Below are 14,336 nucleotides of genomic sequence, written 5' to 3'. Positions count from 1 at the left end.
TCGGGGCGTCAGGCTGCCGAGGGGGTCATGCTGTCGCCGCGGACGAGCACCCGCACCGGGTCGGCGAAGGCATCGTCGGCGAACCGGGCGCCGTCCCGGCCCGCCGGGCTGACGGCGTCGTTGAAGAACCGGTAGCCGGACGGCGGTTCCTCCAGCACGACCCAGTGCGAGGCGATGCCGCCGGCCGGGAAGTCCTGGAACCCGAAGAAGGTGATGTCGGCGCCGATCCGTCCCTGGAAGGCGGGGAGCACGCGCGGCGCCGCGGAATCGGGGTCGCTGTCGAAGTCGACGCCGCCCCCGTGGACGGCCGACACCAGGTAGAGCAGCGTCTTCGGGTAGCGCAGGAACAGCTGCCCGCGGAACAGCAGGACCAGGTCTCCGCCGGCCGCGCCGCCGGGCCGGTGCCCGGCTGCGCCCAGCTCACTGCCGGGCGGCCAGTTCGCGACCCCGACGATGTCGTCGACGCGCTGCCCCGACGCGGTGTCCGCGCGGTCCCAGAAGACCCGCAGCGGCGTGCAGCCGGTGGTGATCGGCAGGTTGCGCCAGCGCAGCTCGCCGATGAGCTGGGTGTTGTAGCCGACCAGGAAGGCGTCGGTGAAGACGGGGTTGGTCTGCACGGCGTTGACCGAGTCGTCCGGCAGGTTGCCGGCGCCCGGCAGCAGCCATTCGGCGAACGCGTCGTTCAGGTCGCGCCACACCGGCCGGTCCAGGCCGACGCAGACCTCGGGCGGGGCCAGCGGCTGGGCCTGGTCGAGTCCGTCGATGCCGGCCAGGACGCGGACCCGCGCCGGCGCGTCCTCGGTGGTGGGGTCGAACAGCGGGGTCACGCTCGCGGCCAGCGCGTCGAGATCCACCGGACGGCACGGTGGTTCCCGGCCGGGGCGTTCCGCCAGGGCGTCGAGCAGGCCGATCAGGTCGCCGGGCAGCTCCGGATCGCGGCCGAACTCCTTCAGCGCCTGCTCCAGCAGCTCACGGGCGCGCGCCAGGGCCCGCTCGTCACGGGGGTCGACCGCGGCGGCCGTGGTCAGGGCCTCGATCGACCGGCCCCAGGCCAGGTCGGTCCGGCCGTCGGAGGCGGTCTGGATCAGTCGGCGGAGCAGGGCCGTGGCCGGTTCCCGGAGCTCCTCGGGGAGCCGCCCGACGTCGAAGCGGCGCAGTCCTTCGACCGCGTTCCGGCTGTCGAGGCGGCCCGAAGTCAGGGCCTCCTTCAGCCGTTCGTCGAAGCGCCTGCCGAGCGGCGGTACGCCGTCCTCGCTCAGACCGGGCGGGCGGGGGCAGCGGTTGGCGGCCCGGAGCACTTCCGCGGGATCGACCGCACCCCTGAGCAGCGCGGTGCGGGCCGGCCCGGGGCGGACGGCGCGGCGGGCGGCGGTGGAGAAGATCCCCCGGGGCAGTGCCAGGCCCTGCGCCACCGTGAGCTCCGCCAGCGGGCCCTGCGGGGTGACCACCCGCCGCAGGGCGGGGCCGAACAGCCAGAGCCGGTGCAGCGGATCGGTGGGCAGCCGGCGCCGCCAGAGGCTGCCGGAGGCGGCGAGGCCGAGGCTGAGCCGGCCGAGCCACTGGGCGGCGACGGCGAGTGCCCCGGCGTGCTCGCGGGCCTCCTCGACCAGCTCCTCCTGGAGCCGGATGCCCAGTTCGAGGCCGAGTCCGGCCGCTCCCCGGTGGCGCGGGTCGCCGTTGAGGCCGGTGGCCCAGACGGTGGCTGCCGGCGGCCAGGCCGCTCCGTACACCGGCGGTCCGATCACCGGGCGCCCGCGCGGGTCGGGCGGCGGGACGGTGTGCTGCGGCAGGTCCGCCGCGATCGCGGGATCCAGTGGCGGGTCGGCGGAGCCGATCGGTGCGAGCGCGCCGCGCAGTTCGACGGTCCGGTCCGCGAGGTACGGGTAGCGAACGGTCGCCCGGCCGGTCCCGGGGTCGGCCGCGCCGGGGGTCAGGCGGGCCGCCAGTTTGGCGAAGCCGCCGGGCTGGGCCGCGGTCCGGAAGCGCCAGCTGTCGTACACGGGCAGGGTGACCGGGGCGGCGCCCGTCCACCCCGGTACCGCGGGTACCAGCACCGCGGTGTAGTCGGTGTCGGCGGCGAGCGGGCGGGTCGACAGCAGACGGGCGAGGTGGCGGCCCTCGGCCCGCTGGACGTGCCCGTACGGGTGCGGCGCGGCGAGCGGGTGGGCGTTCTGGACCTCCGTACCGAGCGAGACGAAGTCGCCGGCGAGGGTCAGTTCGGTGTCCTCGACCCCGACCACCAGTGCCAGCCACGGCCGCAGGACCCCGGTGCCGGCCGCGGGGTTGGCGGCCGGGGTGTAGCGCCAGGGCAGGGCGGCGTCGGCGAACTCGACGTGCGGGCACTTGTCGGTCTCGGCGTCGACGGCCCCCGGCACCGGGTAGCGGCCGACGACCGCACCCGGGTTCAGACCCGCCACGTCCTGCGGGCCGGCGAGCAGGAAGCGGACCTGACGCGTCTCGGTGCCCGTGATCGCGCCGTCGGCGGCCCGGCCGGTGAGCGTCACGCCGGTGGACACCCGGGCGCGCCCGTCCTCGGTGCCGGTCACGAGTTCACCGACCCGCTCCCGGGCCCAGCTCACGAACGTCAGTGTGGGGGGCACTGCCGACACCTCCTCGGAAGGGCAGCTCTGCGGGCGGACCTCCGCCTCACGGTTCCTCAGAACGGCACGGACGCGACCTGGTCGGTGGCGGGGACGGCCGCTGCCCCCGCACCGGCGGCGGTGAGCTGGTGGGCCTGGCTCTCGCTGAGCCCGCCGGCCGCCACGGCCCCGTCCGCGGCGTGCACCTGCCACTGCTCGTCGTGCACCCCGATCGCACCGGCGACCGCCGCCCGCTCGACCTGCCCGGTACGGGCGCCGACCGCCCTGGCCAGCCAGCCGGGCACGACGAACTCGAACCCCGCCGACGGCGGGTTCGGCAGCCGGATCTGCTCGACCGTCACCACATGGGTGCGGGCCGGACCGTCCGCCGTGCCGGGCGCGCCGAGCCGGACCCCGCCGTCGAGGCGTTCGAACGCCCTGCGGTTGAGCGCGTCGCTGTCGGACAGTTCGGCGAACGCGCCGGGCGCGAACCAGTCGACGGCGTCACCCGTGACCGCGGGGCCGCTCGCCGTGACCGTCTCCGGGGTGGCCAGCACAGTGCCCTCGAAGCGCTGCAGGAACAGGCCGAGCGGTGCCCGGGACTGCGTCCAGGCGACCTGCCCGACCGGGGAGAGGACCGGCAGTGCGGTGCCCGCCGCCGGTTCGACGACCGCCGAGCGGTCGGTGGCGCCCTCGCCGGACGTGACGTTGCCCGGCCGTTCGAGCTCGGCGGCCAGCTCGTCCACCGCGCTGCCGACCGGAACCGCCGTCGGACGTCCCTGGGAGCCGAGGGTGAACGTGCCCTCGAAGCAGATGTCGAAGAAGAGGATCTCGATGCAGTACTCACCGTGGAAGGTGATCGGGCCGGGCCCCGACAGCTCGCCCGTCACCCGGACGCCGGCCAGCGTCGTGCCCTCGAAGCGGACCCGGAACGAGGCCGAGAAGGCGGTTTGGAAGAAGAACGGGTCGAAACGGATCAGCGTGTCGAAGCCGAGGAAGCCACGGGCGCTGATGGGACCCGCGTTGACGGCGGCCTCGACCGTCGCACCCAGCTGGAGGGTGTTGGTGGTGACCGCGAAGTAGCCCTCGAACCGCAGGTACAGCAGGTCGTCGGGGGTGCCCCGGGTCATCGCGATCCGGGTGAGGGACGGCGGCAGCACCAGCGGGGCGGGGGAGTACGCCGGATGGAAGCCGCCCACCGACAGCAGCACGTACGGCTGGTCTCCCCAGCTCAGCCGGAACGCGGCCCCGCCGGAGAGCTCCAGCACCTCCAGCAGCCGGCTGTCGACCAGGACGGCGTCGAACTCCAGCACCCGCTTGGCGAAGTCGAGCAGACCGATGATGTCGAGGCGGAGCTGCAGCAGCGGTCCACCGCCGGCCGGGTTGTCGATCACCGCCCGGGCCGAGCCGAGCAGCACGGTCTTCGTCGGTCCGGGCAGCTCCACGAAGACGCCGAGGTCGAACCGGACGAGCTCGGCCCAGGAGAGCCGGAGGGTCGGTCCCACCACGCTGACGCCGGGGGTGGGCGGGAAGACCGCGGAGAGGTCGGCCAGCAGTACGGGCGCGTTGCGGACCGGGTCCTCGGGGGCGAGGATCCGGCCGACCGCGCCGGAGGCGAACCGGCCGCGCAGCGCGTCCACGTCGATGCGCCGGTTCAGCGCGAGCAGCCCGCCGACCGAGGAGAGCGCGAACCCGAAGCCCAGCTGGATCGGCGGGAACTCGGCGCGCAGCACGACCAGCAGGGCGAAGCCGCCGGCGGCCGGGCCGGTGTCCAGGATGCCGGTCGCGGAGACCCCGACGGCCGCCAGGTCGACCTCGAAGGCGCCGGCGTAGCGGCCGGCCGGCTGGTCGAACAGCAGGAAGCCGCCGCCCTGCACCGGCCCCGCGTCGACGGCCAGCCCGAGCCCCTGCGGGGCCAGGAACCGGAACGACACGTCCACCGGCCCGAGACTGCCCTGTCGGAGGGCGAGGTCGGTGCCCACACCGATGCCCTCGACCGAAGCGGTGAACGGGCCGAGCGCGATCCCGCCGGCCACCCGGGCCTCGGTCCCGATCCCGGCGGCGGTCGGCAGCACCGCGACGTCCAGCCGGTCCAGACGGAGCGGGCCGAGCTCTACGGTGAGCGGCACCGTGAGCCGAAGGGCCGCACCGCCGTTGAACGTGACGCCCTCCTGCGCGCTCCAGTGCAGCCCGAGATCGAGATCGAGCTCCAGAGTCCCGGGCAGGAAGGCGGCGAGGAAGCCGTCCGCACCGTCGAGGCCGACCACCAGCCGGCCGTCCGCGATCCCGGCGTCCACGACCAGGTCCGCCACCACCTCGGTGCTCGCGGCCGCGAACCGCACACCGAACCCGGCCTGCACGGACCCGGCGGTCAGCCGTGAGCCGTCGGCCTGCCCGAACAGCAGGACGGGCCCCGTCCCGGGTGCGGTGCGCCGGAATCCCAGGGTCAGCTCGCCGGACAGTTCCGGCGCCGGGGCGAGCGGGACCAACCTGGCCGGCGGCTCGATCCGCACCCCCGCACCGATGTCGAGCGCGCCGTCCGCCCGCAGGCGCACCTCCCACTGCTCGCTGAGCGGGAGCAGCACGTCCACCCCGGTGAAGTCGACCACGTCGAGGGTGAGTTGCAGCGGCGTCGGCGCCGGAGCACCGCCGTCGGGCTCCAGCGCGAGCAGGAACGCGCGCAGCCGGGGTACGTCCGGCTCGATCACCGCGGGCAGCCCGATCGCGGTCAGCAGCGCGCACAGGCGGCCCAGCAGCAGCCCGGCGTCCAGGACCTGGGCCGCATCGCCCCAGCGGTAGACGCTGTTCAGGGCCGTCGCGGGGTCGTCGAACACCACCGGCAGCCGGTCGAGGCGCAGGCTGCGCCGCTGGTACGCCGCCCGGGTGCCGTCGGCGGGCTCGGTGACCGACTCGATCAGCCCGAGCAGCGCAAGCGTGCTGCCGATCCTCGGGCGGTACCGCTCCAGGTAGCTGACGATGGTGAAGTGCAGCAGCCGCTCGGGCAGTTGGGCGAGGAGCGGGCCGAACTCGGGTGGTGCGCCCTGGAAGGCGTTCTTCACCTGGGTCGCGAGTTGGTTGAGCGAGGTGAACGTGGTCGCGACGGCCGGTACGAGCTCCGCGAAGCCCTGCGCGATCAGCGCCCGGTCGTCCGCCCGGACGGCTGCGGCGAGAGCGGCGGTCTTGGGCGCGAGGCCGCCCAGCGCAGCGGCCGCCGTGGTGGTGGCGGACACCACGGCGGGGGCGTCCCGCACCGCGTCCGGGAGCGGAAGCCCCAACTCGGCGAAGAGCGCGTCGACGTCGCCCGCCTGCAGCCGGGTGCGGAGCGGCTCGAGCAGGCGTCCGAGCTCGAGCGCGAGCAGTTCGGCGGTGCCGGCCATCAGTCCGTCCTTCCCGGTGCGGTCCGTTCCGGTGGGGTTCGTCCCGGTGCCCTCGTGGCCGGCTCCGGGAACGTCCTGAGCAGTGCGGCCGCCGGCCCGACCAGGCCGTGGCGCACGGCGGCCCGCGCCCAGGGGTGGGCGAGCAGGTAGCGCGCGACCGGCGGGCTGATCCGGTAGTAGCAGCGGTCGAACCGCGGCCCCAGCCACGCGTCGCGGAAGCGGCGCAGCGTCACCACATCGGGGTGATCGGGCGTGCCCGTGGTGGCGGTGGCGACCAGGCAGGGCTTCCCGAGCTTGGCGGCGATCGTGCCGAGCGCGATCAGTGCGGCGTGGATCTCCCGCTCGATCTTGGCGTAGTGGCCCGGCGGGCTCGCGTAGTCGGGATGGAAGCCGGCCTCCTCCTCGTGCCCGGACTCGATGCCGAACGCGAAGACCGGCGCCCTGGCAGGGTCGTCGAACTGCTTGCGGAACGCGTAGTCGTGGGTGGTGCCGGTGACCGGCCCGCCGCCGACCGGGTGGTAGAGCACCGCGGCCTGGGCCACCTCGAAGGTGGAGTGGTCGCGCCTGGGGTCGGGTGCCGTGGAGCCGAGCACCACTCCGGCACTGGCCAGGATGGCGTCGCGCATCGTGTCCCCGATGAAGCCCAGGTTCTTCCTGACGAAGTGCGGTGCGTCGTCGGTGACGAACTCCTTGTAGTCGGGGCCGGTGAGCGGGAGGGACAGGCTGCCCGGCCGCAGGCCGTCGCGCTTGCCCGTCCAGGCGGGGGAGGAGAAGGTCATCGTCGGGTCGTCGCCGTTGTCCTCCAGGCCCCAGGGCAGCAGGACCTTGCGGCCGAACTGGTGGATGTCGACGAAGAACGCGGGCTTCTTGGTGTCGACGATCCACTGCACGTTGGCGGTCTCCGGCTCGGAGGCCACCGAGGGGCCACGGTAGGTGTCCTTGGACTCGTCGACGGCTTCGGCCGGGCCCGTGGGATAGTCCGCCCGGTAGAGGGCCATGTCGTAGTAGTCCTCGAACTTCCACGCGATGTCGTGGTTCCGGTTCAGGTCGACACCGATCTTCGCCGGGTCGGCATGTGCCCGCCGGTTCTTGCGCCACCCGCCGGTGAACGAGGACGGAGGGTGCAGTTGGTCGAAGAGCCGCCCGTCCGGATTGATCAGCGGCGCGATGTACAGGTCGACCGCGTCGATGATCCTCTTGACGTCGCTCGCCAGGATCGTGAAGTCGGGGTAGTCCACCGCCGGGCCCGAGGGAAGCGGTTCGCAGGACATGGCGGGGAACGTGATGTCGCTGCCTCCGTCGTGGCTGACCAGGACGGACTGGGCGAAGCGGATCAGCGCGTCCGGCGGCGCGGACTCGCGGGCGTGCACGCCGCCGATCAGCACCATGACCGGCCGGTTGGAGCCGCTTCCGTTCGCGATCTTGATGAAGTGGATGTCCCTGCCCTCGACGCTCTTGTCGGGAAACCTGTCGAGCGTGCACAGGGCCGGAAAGGAGGCCGCGAGGTCCGCCAGTGCCGCCTCGATCTGGGCCGGAGTCTGCGGAACGGTGATCGCGGGGTAGGGCGGGGGCATCGCTCACACCTCCCCGCGGGCCCCGCGGCCCTGCTCGATCACCGCCGCCAGCCGGCTCTGCTGCTCGGCGACCGCCTCGGTCGAGACCAGCACCACCACCACGGCGCCGGCCGCGACCGCCGCCTCGACCGCCTCGTCGGACGCGTAGGCGGCGACCCGGAGGTTCCCGTCGTCGAGCGTCACCAGGCTCGCCCGGACGTCCTCGATCTCCGGCATGGCCACCACCGCGCGCAGGACCTCCGCGGAACCCGCGATCTGCACCAGGCTCACAGCGCTCTCCTCGTGCTCGGAGAACGACCGGACCCGGAGCACGAGGCCACCGCCGCGCAAAGCCGCACGCACACCCGACGGTGGCCCCCGGCGATGTCGCCGGCGGATCGGACCCGGTCAAATGGGAAACCCGACGGCCGAGTTGCGTGCCGACAGCCGCCTGAATCCGGGTACTTCCAGCCTGGCACAGCGGGTCTCGGGCGCAACCTGCATCGGAGGACACCAGGGACTGTTGACGCTGTGTGATCCGCCCCGTCCTCACGCTCCGTACACGGCGCCCCGGACACCTCGCCGCCGACACGGCACAGTGGCCGTGGGCCGAAGACCCCGCGAGCCGAGCCGTGCGAGTGACGGTACGTCATATCTACTGGCCCATCCGCACCCGCCGATGCGACGCGTCGGCAGGCGCACCTTCCGCGCGGTCCTGGAGTAACGGACTGCCGAGCGACGCGCCTGGACCTGTGCCGGACGCGCCGTGCCTCTGACCACAGGTCGGGCCGAGTGCTGCGGCCGCCCGCAGATCCGCCGGATCAGGCGGCGAAGAACTTCAGCAGCACCGGGGCGAGGACGTCGGCCGCGACCTCGTGGGTCTGGTCCGGGAGCGTCCGGTACTCGGCGCCGGGGACCGCGGCGGCCACCGCACGGGCCGGGGCGCGCAGCAGCTCGGGGCTGGCGCCGCCGTCGAGGGCGAGGACGGGCACGGTGACCCCGGCGAGCGCGTCGACGGGGACGCCCGCCCCGGACGCCGCGCCGAGGACCGCTGCGTCGTACGCCAGGGTGGGCGCCACCGCTTCGAACGCGGGCCACGCGGGCGAGCTGCGCAGCTGCTCGACCATCGGCTCCGGTGCTCCGGCGAAGGTCATGAACCGGGCGACCGCGTCCCCGCGCCGCCCGTCGGCGAGGTCCGCCGACAGGCCGGCCGCGTAGGCGGTGAACCGTTCGCGCTGCCCGTCCTCGGTGCTGAACGGCGGCTCGTACGCGGCGACACGGCTGATGCCGATGCCGCTCGAGACGGCGCGCAGGGCGAGCGCCGCGCCGGAGGAGATGCCGACCACCGCAGCGCTCCCGCCGGCAGCGGCGATCACGGCGGCCAGGTCCTCGACCTCCCGTTCCACGGCGTACGGCGCGGTGTCGCCGCTGGTGCCGCGGCCGCGCCGGTCGTAGGTGTGCACGGTGTGGTGGGCGGCGAGCTGCTCGGCCACCGCCCGGGCGGGCCCGAAGTTCCGGTGGCACAGGGCGCCGTCCACGAAGACGACGGCCGGGCCGTTGCCGATCGCGGTGCAGGCGATGGTGGTGCCGTCGGCAGAGACGACGCTGGTCATGGGAGAAGTCCTTCCGGGCGGGTCAGCGGGTGGTGTTCCCGGTGGCGAGGGTGTGTGCGACCAGGGCGTTGGCGTGGCCGTGGCCCAGGCCGTGTTCGGTCTTCAGCCGGGCGACCGGTTCCGTGTGCCGGGTCAGCGGCGAGGAGCGGATCAGCTGCTGCCGTTCGGCGATCGGCCGGCCGTACTTCTTCTCGATCGAGGGGAAGTAACCGGCGGGCCCTTGGCCGGGGTGGGCATGGTGTTTTTTCGTCGGTAAGTTACTTGTCGGCCGGGCCGTAGACGGTGTGCAGCACGCCCGTGGTGAAGACGGTGTTGCTCAGGAGCTTCAGCCGGATCGGGTCGGCGGTCTCGTCGAACAGGCGCATCCCCCTGCCGACCGCGATCGGGTGGACGAACAGGTGCAGCTCGTCGATCAGTCCGGCGGCCAGCAGCGCGCGCACCACCGAGATCGAGCCGGACATGCCGATCGGGCCGCCGCTCTCCTGCTTCAGGGCTGTGACGGCCTCGACCAGGTCGCCCTCGAGCTGCTCGGAGTTGCGCCAGGTGAACTCCAGCTCCGAGTTCGAGACGACGATCTTGCGGGCGTCGCCGAGCGCCTTGGCCATCGGGGCGTCCTCGCCGCCCGCGTCCTCCCGGGCAGGCCAGGCGCCGGCGAAGGTGTCGTAGGTGGTGCGGCCGAGCAGTACGGTGTCGGCCGCACCGAGCTGGGCGGTCACGGCTGCGCCCATCTCGTCGTTGAAGTACGGGAAGTGCCACTGTTCCGGGCTCTCCACGACGCCGTCGGCGGCGATGAACAGTCCGGCGGTAATCTTCCTCATGGGGTGCTCCCTGTGCTTCTCGGGTGTCGGTTGCTCTCACCCGGTCAGACGGGGCACCGCGCTCGGACTCATCGGTCCTCGGCGGAAGTTTTCAGGATTTTTTGCAGGGGCCCGTGCGCGCCGATGAATCGAGGGCCGTCGAGGGGTCTCCATAGGTGTGGAGAGCTTGCTGTTTCCCGCGTTCCCGGCCGTCCCGGGCGACGGCCCGCTGCTGCCGGAGCGCCTGGCCGGGCTGCTCGCCGAGCGGCCCGCCGTCCGGCTCGTGGTCTGCGAGGTCGCGTCCCTCACGGCGCCCGGCCCCGCCGACCTCGACCGGCTGGCCGGCCTGGGACTCGTTGCCCGGCGGGCCGGCGCCGACCTCGTCCTGCGCGGGGCCGGCCGGCGCCTGCGGCTGCTGCTGGCGCTGACCGGCCTGGCGGAAGTGCTGCGCTGCGAGGACCCGTCAGACGCCGGAGGCGGCGCCGGTGGCGGGGAGCCGCATGGGTAGGCCCCACAGCGGGAACAGCCGCTCGGTGTCCATGTGGTTGGTCATGGTGCTGATCCGCCCGTCGGTGATCTCCAGCACCGTGATGCCCCACGGCGTCCAGCCGTTCCCGTCCTCGGCCGGCCGGTACTGCGCGAAGGCGGGCGAGCCGTTCGCCTCCACCGCCAGCAGCCGCGACCCGCGGCAGCCGCAGCCCGCACCGAGCCACCACTCGCCCAGCTCCACCGCACCCCGCACCCACATCCGGTAGGGCGGCATGTTGAGCACGGCGTCCTCGTGCAGGAGCTTCTTCAACCCCTCGATGTCGAACGCCTCGAACGCCTGCACGTACCGCGCCAGCAGCGCCTGCTGGGCCTCGTCCAGCGGCTTGTACGTGTCGCTCTCAGGGATCCCGCCGCCCTCGGCCAGCGTGGCACGCGCCCGCTGCAGCGCGCTGTTCACCGAGGCGACCGACGTCTCCAGCAGCTCGGCGGTCTCCGCCGCCGACCACGCCAGCACCTCCCGCAGCACCAGGATCGCCCGCTGCCTGGCGGGGAGCGTCTGCAGAGCCGTGACGAACGCCAGCCGGATCGTCTCCCGGCCCACCGCCACCTCGGCCGGATCGCCGCCCAGCACCCGCCGGTCGGGGACCGGCCCCACCCAGATGTTCTCCTCCAACTGCGTGAGGTCCGGCGCGGACGCCGCCACCGGCGAAGTCAGGTCCATCGGCCGGGCCCGCCGCTGCGCGGCCGGCGCCATGTCCAGGCACACGTTGGTCGCGATCCGGTAGAGCCACGTCCGCAGTGCCGAACGCCCCTCGAATCCCGCGTACTTCGACCAGGCGCGGACCAGTGTCTCCTGCACCGCGTCCTCGGCCTCGAACGCGGAACCGAGTATCCGGTAGCAGTACGCCGTCAGCTCCCTCCGGAACGGTTCGAGCTGCTCGGCGACGTCATCACGATCCTTGGTCACAGACACGGCCCCACCCTAAGGGCTGTCCCGCAAAGATCGCCTGACACCAGCCCCGTCGGCCGGATGGCAACGCGGCATGATGACCAGCGTGACCAACGACGCGGATGTACGTCCCACACGGATACCCGGCTACCACGGCGGACCCTTCGGCCTGCGCCCCGAGTTGCTGGAGGGGAGGCTGTTCTGGATGGGCCACCTCTACCCCTGTGCCGGCTCTGGTCGCGCCGGGGGGCTGCTGTTCGGGCACGGCTACGACTGGGCGGAACACCGGTCCTACCAGCAGCGCCTAGCGAATGCGACAGGTGGCCCGCGGGACACCGGACCAGCTGACCACCTCTGTGCTGTTCGCGAGAGCGGGAGTCGGCTGCCACAGGCCTTTCCCGGGCGTATCCGTCACTGCCCGGTCCGGTTGGTGAGGGGCTGTGGAGGGGCGGTCGGTGGTGCGAACAGTGCCTGGACGGTTTCGGTGGCCAGGTCCCGCAGCCAGGTGTGGGCGCGGTCGTCGTCGTAGCGCTGGTGCCACAGCAGGTACAGGGGTACCTCGGGCAGGGGGAGTGGCGGCGGCAGTGCGGCCAGGCCGAGTTGTTCCCGGGCTGCGCGGGTGACCGCGTCGGGGAGGGTGACGACCAGGTCGGTGTCGAGGGCGAGTTGCAGTGCGAAGGCGGCGGTGGGCCCGGCGGCGACGACGCGGCGTTCGAGGCCGCGGGTGGTCAGGGCGTCGTCGATCGGGTCGCGCAGGTTTCCGCGCCGCGAAACGGTGAGGTGTTCGGCGGCCGCGTAGCGCTCGATGCTCAGCGGACCTTCGGTGAGCGGGTGGCCCGGTCGGACGGCGACGACCAACCGGTCGCTGCCGACGAGGCGGTGGCGGATGTCGGGGAGCGTCGGAGCGCTGGAGCTCGATTCGAGGTCGACCTCACCCCGGCGCAACTCGGCGTCGTCCGTCCCGGGTTCGGCCGACAGGCGCAGCCGGACACCGGGGGCCCGGTGGTGGACGGCGGTGATCAGGGCGGTGCCGCAGGCGGCGGTCAGGGCGTCGTGCCAGCGCACGGTGAACACCCGGTCCAGAGCCGCCAGGTCGAGTTCCTGCTGCGCGGACAGAAGTTGGTGGGCCTGCTGCACGAGGGCGTGGACCTGGGCGCGCATGGCCAGCGCGCGGGTGGTGGGAACCATGCTGCGGCCGGTGCGGACCAGGATCTGGTCACCGGTGGCCTTGCGGATGCGGCCCAGGGAGCGGCTCATCGCCGGTGCGGTGACGTGGAGGCGTGCTGCGGCGCCGGCGACGCTGCCCTCTTCCAGCAGGGCGTCCAGGGCCGTGAGCAGGTTCAGATCCAGTTGCATGACAGTAACTCTACAAGTGACAAGCATGCACTTGTTGTTAATGGCCAGGCGGCCTACCTTCGAAGTGCAGGCGCGAGACAAGCCGCCCGCACACATCGAACCCAAGGAGCCCGCCATGAGCACAGCCATGCCTTTCGCCGCCGACACCACGCTCCTGTCCGACGTGACCGCCGCGGTGAAGACCGCAGGCATCACCCTGCGCGCCCGCCACACCCCGCACGCCCGGGGCGTGAGCCTGGACGAGGTCGTCGCCGAGATCCACGCCAACGACGATGCGGTGCTGGACGTGCTGCGGGAGCCGCTGCTGCGGGCCCGGCCCGGATCGCAGTGGGCCGAGGACGAGCTGGCCGGCGGTGCGCTCCCGTCGGGGGAGTGGTGGGTCGTCGACCCCGCCGAAGGCAACATCAACCACGTCCACGGCATGGAGGACTGGGCCGTGACCGCCACCCTGGTCCGCGACAACCAGCCGGTGCTCACCGTCGTCCACCTGCCGCTGACCGGCGACACCTACACCGCCGTCGCCGGCGGCGGTGCCCGCCTCAACGACCGGCCCCTGCAGGTCTCCGCCAAGACCGATCCGGGCGCCGCGCTCGTCGGCACCGGCCAGGCCAGGCCCGGCGAGGACGAGCGAACCTTCCGGCGGATCGGTGACTCGGTCACCGCCATGCTCATCAACGGCCTGGTCGTGCGCGTGTCCGTTCCCGCCACGATGCAGCTCATCCACGTCGCCGCCGGACGGATGGACGCGTTCTGGCAGTTCTCCGACGTCCGTTCCGGCCTGGTCGCCGGGGCCCTGCTGGTCTCCGAGGCCGGAGGCACCGTCACCGACCTGGCGGGCGAACCCTGGACCACGGGTAGCCGCGACTTCCTGGCCGCCGCCCCCGGCATCCACACCGCCGCCCTCAAGGTCCTCGCGCCGATCGCCTGACCGGGCACCTCCGCTCTACCCACCCCGATACCGCAAGGAGCGTCACCTCATGACCAGCATCGGCATCCTGGGCACAGGCCGCGTCGGCACCAACCTCGCCGGCAAGCTCTCCGCAGCCGGACACCGTGTCACCCTCGGTGTCCGGAACCCGGAAGAGACCGCAGCCCGCGCCGCCGGGCTCGCCCCGCGGATCGCCTTCGCCGACCAGCGCACCACTGCCCGCACCGCGGACATCGTGATCAATGCGACGCCCGGCGACAGTTCCCTGGACCGCCTGGTCGGCCTGCGCACCGAGCTCTCCGGCAAGATCCTCATCGACGTCTCCAACGCCACCCGCGACGCCGATGACGGCCTGCCCGGCGACCTGTGCTATCCCGGCAGCAGCCTCGCCGAGCAACTCCAGGCCGCCCTCCCCGACACCCATGTGGTCAAGACCCTCAACACCATGCTGTTCATGGTCATGACCGCTCCCGAAACCCTGGCCACCCCACCGACCGCCTACCTCTCGGGCAACGACGAACACGCGAAGAAGACCGTCACCGGCCTGCTCGGCGACCTGGGCTGGCAGCCCGAACGGATCGAGGACCTCGGCGGCATCACCACGGCCCGCGCCACCGAGGCCATGATCCTCGTGGTTCCCCACATCCTGCGCCGACACGGCTTCAAGCCCTTCGCCGTCTCCCTCGCCCGCTGAC

At 73.1% G+C, this 14,336-nt stretch carries 11 protein-coding genes and 1 pseudogene; 3 read left to right on the top strand and 9 right to left on the bottom strand.

Features of this window, described 5'->3' with window-relative positions; genetic code table 11:
* Positions 1-8 precede the first annotated feature (8 nt).
* The 7 genes and pseudogenes from AB0M03_RS20370 to AB0M03_RS20340 form a co-directional block, all read right to left on the bottom strand.
* Positions 9-2,579 carry a hypothetical protein gene (locus AB0M03_RS20370; protein ID WP_363492956.1) on the bottom strand — a complete coding sequence of 857 codons (2,571 nt, stop codon included), beginning with the start codon at positions 2,577-2,579 and terminating at the stop codon, positions 9-11.
* Between the two features lie 77 nt (positions 2,580-2,656).
* Positions 2,657-5,956, bottom strand: coding sequence for a DUF6603 domain-containing protein (locus AB0M03_RS20365; protein WP_363492955.1), 3,300 nt, complete (start codon positions 5,954-5,956; stop codon positions 2,657-2,659).
* Complete coding sequence (locus tag AB0M03_RS20360; protein ID WP_363492954.1) at positions 5,956-7,530, bottom strand: M14 family zinc carboxypeptidase; 1,575 nt, start codon at positions 7,528-7,530, stop codon at positions 5,956-5,958. The genes AB0M03_RS20365 and AB0M03_RS20360 overlap by 1 nt, the downstream gene beginning before the upstream one ends.
* Positions 7,531-7,533: 3 nt before the next feature.
* On the bottom strand, positions 7,534-7,800 hold the full coding sequence (locus AB0M03_RS20355; protein WP_363492953.1) for a hypothetical protein: 267 nt from the start codon (positions 7,798-7,800) through the stop codon (positions 7,534-7,536).
* Positions 7,801-8,330: 530 nt separating this feature from the next.
* A complete protein-coding gene (locus AB0M03_RS20350; RefSeq protein ID WP_363492952.1) occupies positions 8,331-9,122 on the bottom strand; it encodes an alpha/beta fold hydrolase in 792 nt (263 codons plus the stop codon).
* A 22-nt stretch (positions 9,123-9,144) separates the two neighbouring features.
* Positions 9,145-9,345: pseudogene (locus tag AB0M03_RS20345) on the bottom strand (DUF4287 domain-containing protein); the annotation flags it as partial.
* Positions 9,346-9,379: 34 nt separating this feature from the next.
* On the bottom strand, positions 9,380-9,940 hold the full coding sequence (locus AB0M03_RS20340) for a dihydrofolate reductase family protein (RefSeq protein WP_363492951.1): 561 nt from the start codon (positions 9,938-9,940) through the stop codon (positions 9,380-9,382).
* Between the two features lie 166 nt (positions 9,941-10,106).
* On the opposite strand from AB0M03_RS20340, the gene AB0M03_RS20335 reads away from it, so the two are divergent.
* Positions 10,107-10,427 carry a hypothetical protein gene (locus tag AB0M03_RS20335; RefSeq protein ID WP_363492950.1) on the top strand — a complete coding sequence of 107 codons (321 nt, stop codon included), beginning with the start codon at positions 10,107-10,109 and terminating at the stop codon, positions 10,425-10,427.
* On the opposite strand, the gene AB0M03_RS20330 is transcribed toward AB0M03_RS20335, so the two are convergent.
* On the bottom strand, positions 10,383-11,381 hold the full coding sequence (locus AB0M03_RS20330; RefSeq protein ID WP_363492949.1) for a sigma-70 family RNA polymerase sigma factor: 999 nt from the start codon (positions 11,379-11,381) through the stop codon (positions 10,383-10,385). The two genes, AB0M03_RS20335 and AB0M03_RS20330, sit on opposite strands and share 45 nt — an antisense overlap.
* Positions 11,382-11,768: 387 nt before the next feature.
* A complete protein-coding gene (locus AB0M03_RS20325; protein ID WP_363492948.1) occupies positions 11,769-12,713 on the bottom strand; it encodes a LysR family transcriptional regulator in 945 nt (314 codons plus the stop codon).
* 115 nt (positions 12,714-12,828) lie between these two features.
* Between AB0M03_RS20325 and AB0M03_RS20320 the strand changes: the two genes are divergently transcribed.
* Together AB0M03_RS20320 and AB0M03_RS20315 are read left to right on the top strand one after the other, a co-directional pair.
* Positions 12,829-13,641 carry an inositol monophosphatase gene (locus AB0M03_RS20320; RefSeq protein ID WP_363492947.1) on the top strand — a complete coding sequence of 271 codons (813 nt, stop codon included), beginning with the start codon at positions 12,829-12,831 and terminating at the stop codon, positions 13,639-13,641.
* A gap of 49 nt (positions 13,642-13,690) precedes the next feature.
* On the top strand, positions 13,691-14,335 hold the full coding sequence (locus AB0M03_RS20315; RefSeq protein WP_363492946.1) for an NAD(P)-binding domain-containing protein: 645 nt from the start codon (positions 13,691-13,693) through the stop codon (positions 14,333-14,335).
* Position 14,336: the final 1 nt, after the last annotated feature.

The sequence above is a fragment of the Kitasatospora sp. NPDC051914 genome (assembly GCF_040680995.1).
In the GTDB taxonomy this organism is placed as follows: Bacteria; Actinomycetota; Actinomycetes; order Streptomycetales; family Streptomycetaceae; genus Kitasatospora.
The sequence above is the reverse complement of the archived record's forward strand: the minus strand, read 5'-3'. Positions and strand labels throughout refer to the sequence as shown.